Origin of the sequence: Acidovorax sp. Root402 (assembly GCF_001425125.1) — a bacterium.
GTDB lineage: Bacteria > Pseudomonadota > Gammaproteobacteria > Burkholderiales > Burkholderiaceae_C > Acidovorax > Acidovorax delafieldii.
Genome location: NZ_LMDQ01000001.1, coordinates 337,164 through 351,991, shown reverse-complemented (window position 1 = coordinate 351,991; position 14,828 = coordinate 337,164). Strand labels below are relative to the sequence as shown.

Here is a 14,828-nt window from a genome sequence, read left to right as displayed (position 1 = left end):
GGCTGCCTATCGCACGGTATCGGGCAGCTCGATCTTGACTTCCAGCACTTCCAGGTTGTCCTGGCGTTCCAGGTGCACCTTGAGGTCGTCGGGATTGATCTTGACGTACTTGGAGATCACCGCCACCAGCTCGCGCTGCAGCGCGGGCAGGTAGTCGGGCTCGGACGCATTGCGGCCGTTGCGCTCGTGCGCCAGGATGATCTGCAGCCGCTCCTTGGCAACGCTGGCGGTTTTTTTCTTCTCGCCGAGCAGGAAGGACAGAAAAGAAGCCATGGCTATTTGCTCCCGAACAGGCGTTTGAAGAAGCCGGGCTTTTCGGCGTCAATGAAACGCAGCGGCTTGTCCTGCCCCAGGAAGCGGTCGATCACGTCCTTGTATGCCTCGCTCACATCGCTGCCCTGCGCATGGATGGCGGGCGTGCCCTGGTTGGACGACTGCAACACCACTTCCGACTCGGGAATCACGCCGATCAGCTTGATGCGCAGGATGTCCTGGATGTCTTCCAGGCTCAGCATCTGGCCGTCCTGCACACGGCTGGGGTTGTAGCGCGTGATGAGCAGGTGTTCCTTGATGGGCTCGCCGCCGTCAATCGCACGCTTGGTCTTGCTGCCCAGCATGCCCAGGATACGGTCGGAGTCGCGCACCGAAGAGACCTCGGGGTTGGTCACCAGCAGCGCCTCGTCGGCGAAGTGCATGGCCATCAGGGCGCCACTTTCAATGCCGGCAGGCGAGTCGCAGACGATGTATTCAAAGTCCATCGCGGCCAGGTCCTTGAGGACCTTCTCGACGCCATCTTGCGTGAGCGCATCCTTGTCGCGTGTCTGGCTGGCGGCCAGCACAAACAGGTTGTCGCACTGCTTGTCCTTGATGAGCGCCTGGTTCAGGTTGGCCTCGCCATGGATGACGTTGATGAGGTCGTACACCACGCGGCGTTCGCAGCCCATGATGAGGTCCAGGTTGCGCAGGCCGACGTCAAAGTCGATCACGGCGGTCTTGTGGCCGCGCAGGGCGAGGCCGGTGGCAAAGCTGGCGCTGGTGGTGGTCTTGCCCACGCCACCTTTGCCGGAGGTCACGACGACGATTTTGGCCATGTGTTGCTGATTCTCTGTGGGGTTGGTACGAATGGGGAATGAAGGGGTCAGGCCAGCGGCTCGATGAGGAGCTTCTCGCCTTCCAGCCGCACCTGGGCCGGCTTGCCGCGCACATCGGCAGGCAGCTCGGTCTCGGTGGTGCGGTAGATGCCTGCAATGGAGACCAGTTGCGGCTCCAGGCAGGTCGAAAAGATGCGGGCTTCAGTGTTGCCCCGCGCACCGGCAATTGCGCGGCCACGCAGCGGGGCATAAACGTGGATGTTGCCGTCTGCAATCACCTCGGCGCCAAAGCTCACCACGGCCATCACCACCAGATCGGCGCCGCGCGCATAGACCTGCTGGCCAGAACGCAAGGGCTTGTCCACCACCACGGTGCCGGGGCCGGGCATGGGCACTTCGCGTACTACTTCCACCTCAACCTCGCGGATCACTTCACGCACCACCTCCTGCACCGGCGCTGGCGCCTCTGCACGCGCGGGAGGCGCGTCGGGTGCGGCGGCCAGCCCCGCGGCGCGCGCGGCCTCCATCTGGGCAGTGCTGCCGCCGCGCACGGCCACGGGCAGGGTGTTGTGCTGGCGCAGCGCGGCTGCGATGGCAGCAAAGTCGATGGGTGCTTCGGCCTCACGCACGGGCGCCAGGTCGATCAATACGGGGTCGTTGTCAAAAAATCCCGGGGCGTCGGCCACGCGCTCGGCCAGGTCGGCTACGAACTGGGCGGCGTCGGTGGTCTTGAGCAACACCGCCACCACTGGCAGCGAGGCGCTCTTGAGGTCAAAGCTGGAGCGGGACTGCGCCGCCGTCGTAAGGGCCATGAGGGGGATGGGAAAAAGGAGCGCGGTAACCTGTTTCAGAAGGCGCAAAGTGTACCGTGGGCCTGTGTAAGCGTCCGTATGCGCTTTTTCGGCATTCACAGCGGACTGCAAGAAGGCCAGCGGATGCACCCAGGCGACCGGCAGACCCACCGCGCCCTTTGATAATGCGCCGATGCCTTCCACCCGCAAAACACACATCGACGCCCTGGCTATCTCCCTGCTGCTCGCCTGCTGCATGTTCTGGGGCTTCCAGCAGGTGCTGGTCAAGGCCACAGTGGCTGAGGTGGCGCCCGTGTTCCAGGCCTTTGTGCGCTTTGCGCTGGCCACGGTAGCGGTAGCGGCCTGGTGCTTGTGGCGTGGTGTAGGCCTTTCCGGCGCGGGCGAGCCCGCCGGGGCCACCCGTGCCGGACTGCTGGCGGGGGCGTTGTTTGCCGGCGAGTTTGCGTGCATCTACCTGGGGCTGCAGTACACCACCGCCTCGCGGCTCACGGTGTTTTTGTATGCATCGCCCTTCTGGGTGGCACTGCTGCTGCCGCGTTTCATCCCCGGTGAGCGCCTGCAGGGCTGGCAGTGGCTGGGGTTGGCGGCGGCGTTTGTGGGCGTGGGGCTGGCACTGGGCGACGGGCTGCTGGGCCATGCCAGCACGGCGCTGCCCAAAGGCTGGCTGGGAGATCTTCTGGGACTGGCTGCGGGCCTGATGTGGGCGCTGACCACGGTAGTCATCCGCACCACGCCGCTGGCGCGTGTGGCGCCTGCCAAGCAGCTTTTCTATCAAGTGGCGGTGAGCACGGCGGTATTGCCAGTGCTGTCGCTGGGCCTGGGCGAGGCGTGGGTCTGGCAGTTCAGCGGCTTTGCCTGGGGTTCGCTGCTGGTGCAGGGGCTGGTGGGGGCGTTTGTGAGCTACCTCGCCTGGATGTGGATGCTGGCGCACTACCCGGCCACCAAGATCTCGGTGTTCGTGTTTCTCACGCCGGTGTTTGCGCTGCTATTTGGCGCGCTGTGGCTGGGTGAGCCCGTGACGCCCGGGCTGGTGGCAGCGCTGGTGCTGGTGGCGGCAGGTATCGTACTGGTGAACCGGCGGCCTGTGGTCGCGTAGTAACCGCAACAAAAGAGATTCATAAAAACACCGCTTAGCGTCTGACCAACAAGCGCTTACTGCTTCAATTTTTATAGCAATTCGTGTGCTGGTGGATGTCGTCAGCCAACCCGACTCAGTGCATACCGTGTATCCAGCAACGCCTGAATGCGCACACCCAGCGCGGCGCCCTCATCGTCCTCCAGTCGTGTGAACTGCTGGGTCCAAGCCTCAGACTGCGCAAAATTCGGAAACCGGGGCGGTTCGCCCCACAGCCAGTCCGGGTGGGTGGCCCGGGGGCTTCTTCCAAACACGTGCAGGTGCATCTTGCGGTGCAGCGCGGGGGTTTTGGGCCCCTGCGGGTGGGCCAGCGGGTTCAGCGCGTTGTTGCCCGCCTCCCAGTAGTTCAGGCAGCCTCCGGCGAGCTGCGGCAAGGTGTCGAGCATGGCCCGGCCCGTTGCGGCCACCAGGCACGACCAATGCGCCAGCTCTTCGGGCGTCAGCTCGCTGCGTTCCCAGACGGGGCGCGGCGGGTGGACCAGCACATGCCCGCCATCGCTGCGGTGGTTCATGGGCCGCGCGGGCAGGTCAACGGTGCCACCGGCGCAGCGGATCAATGTGGTGTGGATGTTCACGGGGACTTCTCCAAAACGGCAGGTTGTAAAAAGGGGCGATGGCCGATCCGCGCCTCATCCGCCGCTGCGCGGCGCCCAGCAGGCGATGGCCGTGGCCGACAGCAGCAAGGCTGCGACGCCATACACCCAGGCGGACGGCGCAATGGGCAGCAGCACACCCGCCAGCACCGGGCCTGCACCAGCGCCCAGGTCCCGCCAGACCGACCGCGTTGCCAGGGCCTGGATGCGCCCCGGCCCCGGTGTGCGGCGCGCGACCAGCGGCGGCAACAGCGGCAGCAGCAGGGCCCGCAAAATCACGATGGCCAGTGCGCTGGTCCACAGCCACCCCAGGCCAAAACCCACCAGGGCCAGCGACGTGAGCGCCGCGAAACCCACGAGCAGCACTTCGGCGCCATAGCGCTCGGCCAGGTCGCCACCCACCACACTCAGCGCGATCTCGGCCAGATAGCGGACCGACAGCAACAGCCCCGCCACGACAACCGGATGGCCCGGCAGCACATCGCGGCCCAGGTACGACAGGCCGATGATGAACAGGCCGTCCAGTACCAGCCCCTCAACGAACGAAAAGCGGTCCAGGCGACCCGGCAACCTGTCCCAGCGCTTGGGCGGTGGCGGCAGAGCATGCGGCTGGGCGGGCAAATGCCGCGTGGCCAGCAAGGCGCACAACGCAACAGCCGCAAACACAAAGAAGATGGCCCGGGGCTCCCACCAGAGCGCGCAGACACCGCCAGCGGGCAGGGCCAGCATAGGCCCCAGTGCTGCAAAGGCGCGCGACTGCCCGGCGCGTCGCGCTGCGCCCAGAGGCTCGGCCGTGGCCAGCGCCTGCGTGGCGAGGTTCAGCGCCGCAAAGGCCAGGCCCCACAGCAGCCGCAGGCCCAACAAGGCGATGAAGCCGCTGAGGATGGCGTACCCCAGCGCACACGCGGCGGCGGCCAGCACGGCCAGCGAGCAGGTGAGGCGCTCGCCATGGCGGGCATAGAACCGCGCCACCGCCCCGTAGCCCGCAATGCGCACGAGGCGATTTGCGGCCAGCAGAATGCCCGCTTCAAACAGGGTGACGCCAAACGCCGGGGCAAACATCGGCAGCAGCAGGTAGAGCACCGTGTCCCCGGGGAGTGACAGGCCCAGCGCCAAGGCGGCGCGGCGCGAGTGGAGGTCTGGGGCCAAGGTGTCGTCCGAAGGCTGTGGCATGGCCCGCATGGTGCGCGGCAGTGCCGGGCGCGACAAACGATATTGCTGCGCGCCATGCGTGACAAAATTGCACGCATGCCACCCCGCCTGCCCCCGCTGAACGCCGTCCGCGCCTTTGTGGCGGCGGCGCGGCACCAGAGCTTTACCCACGCCGCGCTGGAGCTGCACGTCACCCACAGCGCCATCAGTCGCCAGATCAAGGCGCTGGAGGCCCACCTGGGCGTGGACCTGTTCGAGCGCAAGACCCGGCAGGTGCTCCTCACCGCGGCGGGCCACCAGTTCCACGCACAGGTCGGACCTGCACTCGCGCAGATCGGCGCTGCAGCCCAGTCGCTGCGGGGCGATGCCGGGCTGCGCAGCGTGAAGATCAATGTGCGGCCCAGCTTTGCGGTGCGCTGGCTGATCCCCAGGCTGCCGGGTTTTGTGGCCCAGCACCCGGACATCGAGCCCCAGGTCATCACCAGCACGCTGGCACCCGACCACGCGGCCGAGGCTTTCGACCTGGCCCTGCGGCGCGGCCCGCGCGGGTGGCCGCCAGGCATGCAGGTCCACCCGTTTCTGGAAGACGAGGCGCTGGTGGTGGGGTCGCCGACGCTGTTCGCCCAGCCCCCGGTGACGCGGCCCGAGGCGTTGTCGTCCCACGTGCTGCTGCTGTCCAAGTCGCGCAGCAAGGACTGGGAAAGCTGGAAGAAGCAGGTAAACCTGCCAACGCTCCAGCCCTCCAGCTGCCTGCAGTTTGACCACCTGCACTTTGTGCTGCAGGCGGCCGTGGATGGGCTGGGCTTTGCGGTGGCCCCGGTGTCGTTGATCACCCACGACCTGGCCTCGGGGCGGCTGGTGTCACCGCTGCCCAGCTTGCGCCTGCCGCTGACGCGGCACTACCTGGGCATGGCGCCGGACCCATCGGCGGAGACGCTGCGTTTTGTGCAGTGGCTCCAGGACGAGATCAGCGCCTGAGCGGGAGGCCGGGCGCACAGAGCCCCACGTGCTCGGCTTGCCCGCTTTCTGCACAAATCGGGCGGTAGCGCTAGTGAATCATGCGCTAGCAGCTATATTTTCAATAGCAAAAATCATTCGCCATCGCCCATCCACCGCGCCGTTCCCGACACGCGGATGGAGCTGCCAGCCACCGGCCCGATCTCGGCCCGCAGGCGCGAGCGCATGCCCATGTCTTCGCCCTGCACCACGTCAATGGCACCGCCGTGCGGCCAGCCCAGGTCGCGCAGGTAGCCCGCCAACGCGGCCGTGGCGGCACCCGTGGCCGGGTCTTCCAGCACGCCGCCCGACGCAAAGGCATTGCGGGTGTGCAGCAGGCGGTCTGACTCCACAAACGCCAGCACGATGGTGACCAGCCCGGCGCTCACCATCAGCGTGCGGCCGGCATCTAGCGCGTAGTGCATGGCCGCCAGCGCCGCGCGGCTGCGCAGGGCCAGCACCAGGTGGTCCGCACCGCCGTGGATGAGCGCGGGCGGAATGCGCGGGTTCAGATCGACCGCGCTGAGGCCAAACAGGGCCAGCGCATCGGCCAGCAGCGCCGCTGGCACAGGCCCGCTGCGCGTGGGGGGCGACTGCAGCGCCGCCTGCACCAGATCGCCCGCGCGGCGGCCTTCGACCGTGATCTCGGCCTGGCTCAGCGACAGCGCAAACACGCCGTCGCCCTCGCGCTTCGCGAGCGCGGCGCCCAGGGCAATCGTGGCGTGGCCACAGAAGGGCACCTCGCTCTCGGGCGCAAAGTAGCGCACCCGCCACCGGCCATCGCCCAGCGGGGCGGCAAACGCAGTTTCAGAAAAACCGACTTCAGCGGCAATGCGCTGCATATCTGCGGGGCTGGGCAGCGCGTCACCGATCCACACACCGGCGGGGTTGCCGCCCTGGGGGCCGTCGGAGAACGCTGCGATTTTTTGGAGTGCCATGGTGTTCAACATCCACAAAGAAAGGACGCGCTAGCCAGCGGCTCAGAGCTTCGGAATGCGAATCCGGCTGATCATCAGCGACCCCGACACCGCAAACAGCAGCACCAGCGGGTGCAGCGTGAAGCCGCCGATGAGCAGCTTGCCAAACCACAGGTTCTCGCGCACTGCTCCCAGCCAGGCGGCCAGGGCCAGCAGGCCCACCAGCACGATGGAGGTGGGGATGGGGGTGCCCTCGAAGTATTTGACCTTGCCATCGTCGCCCGACAGGGTTTCGGCCGTGACGTTGTAGCGCGCCAGGCGCGACACGCCGCAGGCCACAAAGTAGGCCAGCACGATGCGGTCGTACAGGCCCTGCATGCCGCACCCATAGGCAATGATCGCCGGGGCCACGCCGAACGAGATCACGTCGGCCAGCGAGTCCAGCTCGCGGCCCATGGCCGAGCTTTTCTGGCGCCAGCGCGCGATGCGGCCGTCCAGCACATCAAAGATCAGCGCGGCCAGCACCAGGGCACATGCAAAGTACACATGCACCACATTGCTGGTCTCCAGGTACGACATGACCGAGAACAGCGCGCCCACGCCGCAGACCGCGTTGCCCAGCGTGAACCAGTCGGCCAGGTGGAACTCACGGATCATCGAAAAACGTTTGGGCGGCTGCGGTGTGTTCATGAAGTAAAGGCGCGCAGCGGGGCGCGCAGTGGCAATCAACAAGGTCCATTATGGGTGTGCTGCAGCGCCACCGGCGCGTCAAGAGCCTGTTGTCCATCGCGCAGCGGATCGCCTGTATGCCCTGAAGACCTGCCCTGACATCTGCGTGACTGCTTTTGCGCTGGCACACGGACAGACTGTGGGCAAGCGGCGGTCGCCGCCAGGTAGGACGACGCCGCATATGTGCACCATCGGTGACCGACCTGATTCCCCACAAGACCCGAGACAACCCCATGCGCCACCCCTCGTTGCCCCCCCTGCACAGTCCTTTTGCCCCGGGTGCCCCGGTGCGCAGCCTGCAGGATGTGGAACGGCTCGAAGCCCGCCCCCTGGCCGAGGCGCTGCCGGTGCAGAGCACCTACGAAATTTTTGTGAATTCGGCGGCGGCGTTTGGCGACAAGACGGCGCTGGCCTTTTTGCCCGCCGCCGACCCGGCTGCCGAACCCATCCGCTGGTCGTATGCGCAGCTGCTCACCGGCATCCACCAGACAGCCAACCTGCTGCACCACCTGGGCGTGGGCCCGCAAGACGCGGTGGCCGTGCTGCTGCCCGGCTGCCTCGAATACCACCTGGCCCTGTGGGGTGGCGAGGCGGCGGGCATCGTGCAGCCGCTCAATCCCATGCTCACCGACGATAAGATCGCGGCCATGATGACCTTGGCCCGGGCCAAGGTGCTGATTGCCTACGGCGGCGAGGGCGACCTGGGCTACTGGAGCAAGGCCCTGCGCCTGCGCGCCCTGGTACCCACCCTGACCACAGTGCTGCGCGTAGCCCCGCACGACGAGGCAGCGGGCGCAACAACCGCCCTGCCCCCAGGCATGCTCGACCTGGCCGCGCGCCACCAGCACCCGGGCGACCACCTAGTAAGCGGCCGCCGCATTGTGGCCAGCGACATCGCCGCGTACTTCCACACTGGCGGCACCACCGGCGCGCCCAAGCTGGCCCGCCACAGCCACGGCGCGCAGGTGTTCACCGCCTGGGGCAGCGTGCAGATGCAGGGCATACGGCCCGAGGACGTGGGCATCAACGGCTACCCGCTGTTCCATGTGGCGGGAGTGCTGCCCGGCTCGCTGGCGGCGCTGTCGGCAGGGGTGGAGACCATCATCCCCACCACCGGCCTGTTCCGCAACCGCGAGGTGATTGCGAACTACTGGCGGCTGGTAGAGCGCTACCGCTGCACCTACCTCTCGGCCGTGCCCACAGTGCTGGCGGCGCTGGCCAACGTGCCGCTGGACGGGGCCGACATTGCCACGCTGCGCTACTGCCGCACCGGCGCGGCCATCCTGGCGCCCGAGCTGGCGGCGCGGTTTGAGCGCCTGTTTGGCCTGCACATCCACGAAAGCCTGGGCATGACGGAGATGGCGGGCATCTCCACCATCACCCCACCGGGCGTCAACGCGCCCGCAGGCTGCGTGGGCTGGCGGCTGCCGTACACCCAGCTGCGCATCGTGGCGCTGGATGCGCAGGGCAATGCGTCCGACCAGGACCTGCCGCCCGGCCAGCCGGGCATGGTGCTGTTCCAGTCGCCCAACCTGTTCTCGGGCTTTCTCGATGCAGCCGACACGGCCAAGGCGTTCACGCCCGATGGCTGGCTGGCCACGGGCGACCTGGGCTTTGTGGACGACCAGGGCCGCCTGCACCTGAGCGGCCGCTCCAAGGACCTCATCATCCGCAGCGGCCACAACATCGACCCCAAGGTGATCGAAGACGCGCTGGGCGCCCACCCCGCCGTGCAGCTGTGCGCCGCCGTGGGCGCGCCCGATGCTTATGCGGGCGAGCTGCCCGTGGTCTACGCCACGCTGGTGCCCGGTGCACCGGCTGTGACCGAGGCCGAACTGCTGGCCTTCACCGCCGAACGCGTGGACGAGGCCGTGGCCCGCCCGCGCTGGGTGCAGGTGCTGCAGACCATGCCCGTGACCAACGTGGGCAAGATCTACAAGCCCGAGCTGCGCCAACGCGCCGCCTGCCACACGGTGCAAGCGCTGGTCGATGGCGTGTGTGGACAAGCCACGGACGGCCTCCGTCCCCAGGTACAGCCCGAGGGCGACAACGCCGTGCGCGTGACCGTGGCCCCGGGCCCCGACGCCGACGCGCTGCAGGCCCGCCTGCGCGAAATGCTCGCGCCCCTGCCCCTCACCGTGCGCGTCACCACCGGCCCCGCCCCAGGGAGCCCCCAGACCGCATAAGCCCATGGCGTGACAGCCAAGCCCCGGCCCGCCACCATGTCTGGTGGAGCCCGTTCGATTTCTCATTGCTAATAACCACGACAGGAGACAACGCATGCCCTTCCCCCTGACCCGCCGTTCCTGGCTCGGCGCTGCCGCGCTGGCCGCTGCCACCGCCTGCACCGGCACCGCTGCCTGGGCACAGGCCGCCTACCCCAACAAGCCCATCAAGGTGGTGGTGCCCTTCGCCCCCGGCGGCGCCACCGACGTGCTGGCGCGCGTGCTGGCCGAGAAGATGGCCGTGGGCCTGGGCCAGCCCATGGTCATCGACAACAAGCCCGGCGCGGCCGGCATCATCGGCACCGACGCGGTAGCCAAGTCCGCACCGGACGGCTACACCCTGCTGCTGGCGCTGAGCAACTCCATGCTCACCAACCAGTTCCTGTACACCAAGCTGCCCTACAGCCCCGAGAAGGACATCGCGCCCATCTACCAGATCGCCATCGCGCCCCTGGTGCTGGTGGCCCACCCCAGCGTGCCGGTGGCCACGGGGCCTGAGCTGCTGAAATACATCGCCGCCAACAAGGGCAAGGTGGCCTACGGTTCGTACGGCACGGGTGCCTACCCGCATCTGGCCGGCGCGTACATGAGCCAGTCGCAGAACGCCGACATGAGCCACGTGGCCTACCGGGGTGAGGCGCCCATGGTGCAGGACCTGCTGGGTGGGCAGATCCAGATTGCTTTTGCGAGTGCACTGCAAGTCAAGGCGCACATCGACGCCGGCAAGCTCAAGGCCATTGGCGTGAGCGGCGAGCGCCGCATGGGCACGCTGCCCAACGTGCCCACGCTGGGCGAACAGGGCCTGAACGACGAGGCCTACCGCGTGGCGGGCTGGCTGGCGTTTGGAGCCCCCGCAGGCACACCGCCCGCCATCCTGGAGCGCGTTGCGGCCGAGGTGCGCAAAGCCACCGAGCATCCCGATGTGGCGCAGCGCATCACGGCCATGGGCTTTGACGTGCAAAAGAGCTCACCGGCTTTGTTCACCGCGGCCATGAACAAGGAGCGCCCGGTGTGGGAGCGGCTGATCAAGGCATCGGGCGCGAAGCTGGACTGACCCCCTGGGGCGCAGCGCGCCTCGGTGCCGCACGAACCCTTGCATCCAAACAAGGCGCTAGCGCTCATTCAATAAGCGCTAGCAGCTATTATTTTTGGAGCGTACTCGCCCGCTGCGCCGCAAACGCCACATACCAGTCCAGGCACCCCGGGTTGGCCATCGCGTCCTTGTTGACCACCTTTTCGATGGGCTGGCCCAGCAGCAGTTTCTTGATGGGCAGCTCCTGCTTCTTGCCGCTCAGCGTGCGCGGCACCTCGGCCACGGCAAAAATGTCGTCGGGCACAAAACGCGGGCTCAGCGCCGTGCGCACCGCGCCATTGATGCGCGCGCGCAGGGCATCGTCCAGCGCGTAGCCGGGGCGCAGCACCACAAACAGCGGCATGTAGCTCTCGCGGCCCAGGTATTCCAGGTCCACCACCAGGCTGTCAAGCACTTCGGGCAAGGCCTCCACCGCGCTGTAGATCTCGCTCGTGCCCATGCGCAGGCCGTGGCGGTTGATGGTCGCGTCGCTGCGGCCATAAATCACGCAGCCGCCGTTGGCGCCGATCTTGAGCCAGTCGCCATGCCGCCACACCGCGCCCATGCTGGCGGGGCCGTCGCCACCGCCAGGCTGGCGGCCATGGCCTGCGGGGTACATGTCGAAGTAGCTCGATAGATAACGCGAACCGTCCTTGTCACCCCACAGGTAGAGCGGCATGGATGGAATTGGCTGCGCGCAAACCAGCTCCCCCACCGCGTCCTGCACGGGGCGGCCCTCGGCGTCCCAGGACTCCACGGCCGCGCCCAGCATGCGGCATTGCATCTCGCCGGGCACCTGGGGCATCTCGCGGTTGCCACCGATGAAGGCGCCGCAAAAGTCGGTGCCCCCGGATATGTTGTTCCACCAGATGTCGCGCGTGCCAATGGCCTCGAACTGCGCCGTGCCCCATTGCTGCACCTCGGGCGACAGCGGCGAACCGGTCGTGCCCAAAGCGCGGATGCGCGTCAAGTCGCCATAGTCCGCGAGCGTAATGCCCGCCTTCATGCAGTTGGCAAAAAACGCCGCGCCCGCGCCGAAGAAGGTCACGCCCGTCTCGGCCGCAAAGCGCCACAGCACGCCCCAGTCGGGGTGGTCCTTGCTGCCACCGGGGTTGCCGTCAAAGATGACGCAGGTGGTGCCCGACAGCAGGCCGCTGAGCTGCGCATTCCACATCACCCAGCCCGTGGAGCTGTACCAGTGGTAGCGCTCGCCAAAGCTGTTGGCCTCGTAGCTGCAGCCGATGTCGTTGTGCAGCACCTTGAGCTGCAGCGCCACCAGCACCGTGCCGCCATGGCCGTGCACGATGGGCTTGGGCAGGCCGGTGGTGCCGCTGGAGTAGACGATCCACAGGGGGTGGTCAAACGGCAGCCACATCGGCTCGAAGGCAGCCGTTTCTGCATCATTTCGGGCGGTAGCGTTCGTCCAGCTTGCCCAGCCAGCTATCGAAACAGAAGCATTTAGATTGCCCAGCAGCACCGCGTGCTGCACGCTGGGCAGGGCCTCGCGCAGCTCGGCCAACACGGGGCAGCGGTCGTGGTCGCGGCCGCCGTAGCTCACGCCGTCCACACCAATCAGCACCTTGGGCTCGATCTGGCGGAAGCGGTCGAGCACCGCATGCGTGCCCATGTCGGGCGCGCAGATGCTCCACACGCCGCCGATGCTCACCGTGGCCAGGAAGGCGATCATGGCCTCGGGCACGTTGGGCAGGTAGGCCGCAACGCGGTCGCCGGGCAACACGCCCTGGGCCTTGAGGTGCAGCGCCAGCGACGCGACCTGGCGGCGCAACTCGGGCCAGCTCAGTTCGCGGTGCTGGCCCTTTTCGTTGCGGCTGATGATGGCGGGCAGGCCCGCCGCGTGGGCGGCATCCACATGCCGCAGCGCCTGGCGTGCGTAGTTGACCTGCGCACCGGGGAACCACAAAGCGCCGGGCATGGTGTTCTTCGCCAGCACGGCCGTGTGGGGCGTGGGCGACTGCAGCTGGAAGTAGTCCCAGATGCTCTGCCAGAAGGCGTCGAGATCAGTGGTGGACCAGCGCCACAGCGCGTCGTAGCTGTCGAACTGCAGACCGCGCTGGTCGCGCAGCCAGTTCTGGTACAGGCGGATCTGGGGAATGTAGGGCGGGGTGTTGTGTGTTGTCTCCATGGCGACGCAGCGTACCAGCGGCGCCCGGCAGAGGCCAGCCACACCCGTCGCCCGGTTGACAGCGCGGGGATTGCCTTGTTTCGCACAATCGTGCTAAATTGCGCCCATGGACGCCAAAACCCAGAAAGCCGAACTCACCCGCGCCGCCATCGTCGGCGCGGCGCTGGACCTGGCTGCGGCCGAGGGGCTGGAGTCGATCACGCTGCAGGCCGTGGCAGACCGCGTGGGCCTGTCCAAGAGCGGCGTGTTCTCGCGGGCCGGCTCGCGCGAGGCGCTGCAAAAAGCGGTGATCGAGGAGTTTGGCCGCCGCTTTCTGGCCGATGTGTTCGTACCCGCCATGCAGCAGCCCAAGGGCCTGCCGCGCCTGCAGGAGATCCTGCGCCGCTGGATTGCCCGCACGCGCGACGTGGAGGCCTTCACGGGCTGCATCTACACCGCAGGCGCGTTCGAGCTGGACGACCGCGAGGGCGAGCTGCGCGACCTGCTGCACGCTGAAATCACCCGCTGGCGCGCCGCATTGCGCCGCACCGTGATCCAGTCGATCGAGGCCGGGCACCTGGCGGCCGACACATCCCCCGACCAGCTGGTGGGCGAGATCTATGGCCTGATCATGGGCTTGTTGCACGACGTTCGCTTCCTGCGCGATCCGCAGGCAGTGGCACGCACCGAGGCGTCCTGGGCGCGCCTCGTCAAGAGTTATCTCCCCTCCCCCGCTTGATACGCGGTGGTGTGCCAGGGAGTGCTCTTGTTTTTTTATGCCTCAATTTCGCACAACCGTGCGAAGAAAGGAACCACCATGTTGATCATCCTGGGCATCGCCGCCATCGCGGCCGCAGTGGGCGCCATCCGGTCGCTGCGCAGCACCCTCACCAGCCTCCCGCGCAGCAACCGGGACTGGATCTTTTACTGACCGTCCGCCCAGTCCACCTCCCCCATCTACCCCCATCTCCCTCCTGGAGTCCCACCATGAACACCTCCCCATCCGCCGCGCTGCAGGCCACGTCCAGCTTCTACGGCGAGCACCCCGGCATGCGCCTGCTGCGTGTGGCGCTGGGCACGGCCGAGCGCCTGTGGCCCACCTTGGCCGTGCGCGCGGCCTACCGCCTGTTTGGCACGCCCCTGCCCCTGCGCAAACCGGGCCGCAGCGCCGTGCCACCGGGCCACTGGCGCACGGAGCGCCTGGCGTTTGAGGACGCCGAGATCACGCTGTACCTGCCCCAGGCCCAGCCGCACGGCCCCACGGTGCTGCTGCTGCACGGTTGGGGCGGGCATGCGCGCCAGATGCTGCCGCTGGCCGACACGCTGGCCGGCCGCGGCCTGCGCCCGGTGCTGGTGGACCTGCCCGCACACGGCGGCAGCCGGGGCCGCGTGAGCAACCTGCCGCAGTTCGCCCGTGCCATCGAATACGCCACCGCCCGCCTGCACGCGCAGGACTCGGCGCCCCACGCCGTGGTGGCCCATTCGCTGGCGGCCAACGCAGCGGCCCATGCGGCCAGCCGGGGCCTGGCCACCGGGCGGCTGGTGCTGCTGGCGCCGCCCGCCTCGCCGCACGAATACACGCGCCTGTTCGCGCAGGTGTTTGGCCTGTCCGAGCGCACCCGCGCCGCCATGCAACGGCGCATCGAGGCGCGCGAGGGCATCCTGATGCGACAGTTCGAGCCCCCCGCCGTGGGCCCGCGCATTGCACTGCCCACGCTGGTGGTGCACGACCGGGGCGACCGCATCAACCGCTTTGCTGACGGCGAGGCCTACCGCGACCACATTCCGGGTGCCGCGCTGCTGGCCACCGAGGGGCTGGGGCACCGCAAGATCCTGCAGCAGGCGGAGGTGCTGCAGGCCGTGGCCGACTTTGTGGCGGCGTAAGCGCCGGCCGGTGGTGGCAGACGGGTCGCGCGACCTGCCGGAATCAGCCGGAGACAGGCAGCCTCTATCATCCGCACTCGGCCGCCTTCCTGGAGGCGCC

At 67.8% G+C, this 14,828-nt stretch carries 14 protein-coding genes; 6 read left to right on the top strand and 8 right to left on the bottom strand.

What is annotated here, in order from left to right:
* Window positions 1-6 precede the first annotated feature (6 nt).
* From minE to minC, 3 genes are read right to left on the bottom strand one after another with little or no spacing between them, the layout of a single operon-like run.
* Window positions 7-273, bottom strand: a complete 267-nt coding sequence (gene minE, locus ASC83_RS01640; protein WP_015011987.1) for a cell division topological specificity factor MinE — start codon at window positions 271-273, stop codon at window positions 7-9.
* A gap of 2 nt (window positions 274-275) precedes the next feature.
* Window positions 276-1,091 (bottom strand): septum site-determining protein MinD, encoded by an 816-nt coding sequence (minD, locus tag ASC83_RS01635; RefSeq protein WP_056057067.1) that lies wholly within the window; start codon window positions 1,089-1,091, stop codon window positions 276-278.
* Window positions 1,092-1,138: 47 nt separating this feature from the next.
* Complete coding sequence (gene minC, locus ASC83_RS01630; protein ID WP_056057065.1) at window positions 1,139-1,903, bottom strand: septum site-determining protein MinC; 765 nt, start codon at window positions 1,901-1,903, stop codon at window positions 1,139-1,141.
* A 172-nt stretch (window positions 1,904-2,075) separates the two neighbouring features.
* On the opposite strand from minC, the gene ASC83_RS01625 reads away from it, so the two are divergent.
* Window positions 2,076-2,999 carry a DMT family transporter gene (locus ASC83_RS01625; RefSeq protein WP_056057064.1) on the top strand — a complete coding sequence of 308 codons (924 nt, stop codon included), beginning with the start codon at window positions 2,076-2,078 and terminating at the stop codon, window positions 2,997-2,999.
* 101 nt (window positions 3,000-3,100) lie between these two features.
* On the opposite strand, the gene ASC83_RS01620 is transcribed toward ASC83_RS01625, so the two are convergent.
* The gene (locus ASC83_RS01620; protein ID WP_056057062.1) at window positions 3,101-3,613 is read right to left on the bottom strand and encodes a hypothetical protein; all 513 of its coding nucleotides are present in this window, start codon (window positions 3,611-3,613) and stop codon (window positions 3,101-3,103) included.
* A gap of 54 nt (window positions 3,614-3,667) precedes the next feature.
* Window positions 3,668-4,813, bottom strand: a complete 1,146-nt coding sequence (locus tag ASC83_RS01615) for an MFS transporter (protein WP_056057708.1) — start codon at window positions 4,811-4,813, stop codon at window positions 3,668-3,670.
* 66 nt (window positions 4,814-4,879) lie between these two features.
* Between ASC83_RS01615 and ASC83_RS01610 the strand changes: the two genes are divergently transcribed.
* Window positions 4,880-5,761, top strand: coding sequence for a LysR substrate-binding domain-containing protein (locus ASC83_RS01610; RefSeq protein ID WP_056057705.1), 882 nt, complete (start codon window positions 4,880-4,882; stop codon window positions 5,759-5,761).
* A gap of 113 nt (window positions 5,762-5,874) precedes the next feature.
* Here the strand turns inward: ASC83_RS01610 and ASC83_RS01605 are convergent, their stop codons facing one another.
* On the bottom strand, window positions 5,875-6,717 hold the full coding sequence (locus ASC83_RS01605) for a PhzF family phenazine biosynthesis protein (RefSeq protein WP_056057702.1): 843 nt from the start codon (window positions 6,715-6,717) through the stop codon (window positions 5,875-5,877).
* Window positions 6,718-6,759: 42 nt separating this feature from the next.
* Window positions 6,760-7,386, bottom strand: coding sequence for a CDP-diacylglycerol--serine O-phosphatidyltransferase (gene pssA / locus ASC83_RS01600; protein ID WP_056057700.1), 627 nt, complete (start codon window positions 7,384-7,386; stop codon window positions 6,760-6,762).
* 272 nt (window positions 7,387-7,658) lie between these two features.
* Here pssA and ASC83_RS01595 point away from each other — a divergent pair, with 272 nt between their 5' ends.
* Window positions 7,659-9,611, top strand: a complete 1,953-nt coding sequence (locus tag ASC83_RS01595) for an AMP-binding protein (RefSeq protein WP_056057697.1) — start codon at window positions 7,659-7,661, stop codon at window positions 9,609-9,611.
* Between the two features lie 94 nt (window positions 9,612-9,705).
* On the top strand, window positions 9,706-10,704 hold the full coding sequence (locus ASC83_RS01590) for a tripartite tricarboxylate transporter substrate binding protein (RefSeq protein WP_056057061.1): 999 nt from the start codon (window positions 9,706-9,708) through the stop codon (window positions 10,702-10,704).
* Window positions 10,705-10,792: 88 nt separating this feature from the next.
* Here ASC83_RS01590 and ASC83_RS01585 read toward each other — a convergent pair whose 3' ends face one another.
* Entirely contained in the window at window positions 10,793-12,865 is a 2,073-nt protein-coding gene (locus tag ASC83_RS01585) for an acetoacetate--CoA ligase (RefSeq protein WP_056057059.1), read from the bottom strand.
* A 106-nt stretch (window positions 12,866-12,971) separates the two neighbouring features.
* Here ASC83_RS01585 and ASC83_RS01580 point away from each other — a divergent pair, with 106 nt between their 5' ends.
* Window positions 12,972-13,583, top strand: coding sequence for a TetR/AcrR family transcriptional regulator (locus ASC83_RS01580; RefSeq protein WP_056057057.1), 612 nt, complete (start codon window positions 12,972-12,974; stop codon window positions 13,581-13,583).
* A gap of 248 nt (window positions 13,584-13,831) precedes the next feature.
* Window positions 13,832-14,728: an alpha/beta fold hydrolase gene (locus ASC83_RS01575; protein WP_056057056.1), complete on the top strand. Its 897-nt coding sequence runs from the start codon at window positions 13,832-13,834 to the stop codon at window positions 14,726-14,728.
* The last annotated feature ends 100 nt before the right edge of the window (window positions 14,729-14,828 follow it).

Excerpts from the sequence above, each read along its gene's own strand:
- minE (WP_015011987.1), bottom strand. The coding sequence starts at position 273 with ATGGCTTCTTTTCTGTCCTTCCTGCTCGGCGAGAAGAAAAAAACCGCC.
- minD (WP_056057067.1), bottom strand. The coding sequence starts at position 1,091 with ATGGCCAAAATCGTCGTCGTGACCTCCGGCAAAGGTGGCGTGGGCAAG.
- minC (WP_056057065.1), bottom strand. The coding sequence starts at position 1,903 with ATGGCCCTTACGACGGCGGCGCAGTCCCGCTCCAGCTTTGACCTCAAG.
- ASC83_RS01625 (WP_056057064.1), top strand. The coding sequence starts at position 2,076 with ATGCCTTCCACCCGCAAAACACACATCGACGCCCTGGCTATCTCCCTG.
- ASC83_RS01615 (WP_056057708.1), bottom strand. The coding sequence starts at position 4,813 with ATGCGGGCCATGCCACAGCCTTCGGACGACACCTTGGCCCCAGACCTC.
- ASC83_RS01610 (WP_056057705.1), top strand. The coding sequence starts at position 4,880 with ATGCCACCCCGCCTGCCCCCGCTGAACGCCGTCCGCGCCTTTGTGGCG.
- ASC83_RS01605 (WP_056057702.1), bottom strand. The coding sequence starts at position 6,717 with ATGGCACTCCAAAAAATCGCAGCGTTCTCCGACGGCCCCCAGGGCGGC.
- pssA (WP_056057700.1), bottom strand. The coding sequence starts at position 7,386 with ATGAACACACCGCAGCCGCCCAAACGTTTTTCGATGATCCGTGAGTTC.
- ASC83_RS01595 (WP_056057697.1), top strand. The coding sequence starts at position 7,659 with ATGCGCCACCCCTCGTTGCCCCCCCTGCACAGTCCTTTTGCCCCGGGT.
- ASC83_RS01590 (WP_056057061.1), top strand. The coding sequence starts at position 9,706 with ATGCCCTTCCCCCTGACCCGCCGTTCCTGGCTCGGCGCTGCCGCGCTG.
- ASC83_RS01585 (WP_056057059.1), bottom strand. The coding sequence starts at position 12,865 with ATGGAGACAACACACAACACCCCGCCCTACATTCCCCAGATCCGCCTG.
- ASC83_RS01580 (WP_056057057.1), top strand. The coding sequence starts at position 12,972 with ATGGACGCCAAAACCCAGAAAGCCGAACTCACCCGCGCCGCCATCGTC.
- ASC83_RS01575 (WP_056057056.1), top strand. The coding sequence starts at position 13,832 with ATGAACACCTCCCCATCCGCCGCGCTGCAGGCCACGTCCAGCTTCTAC.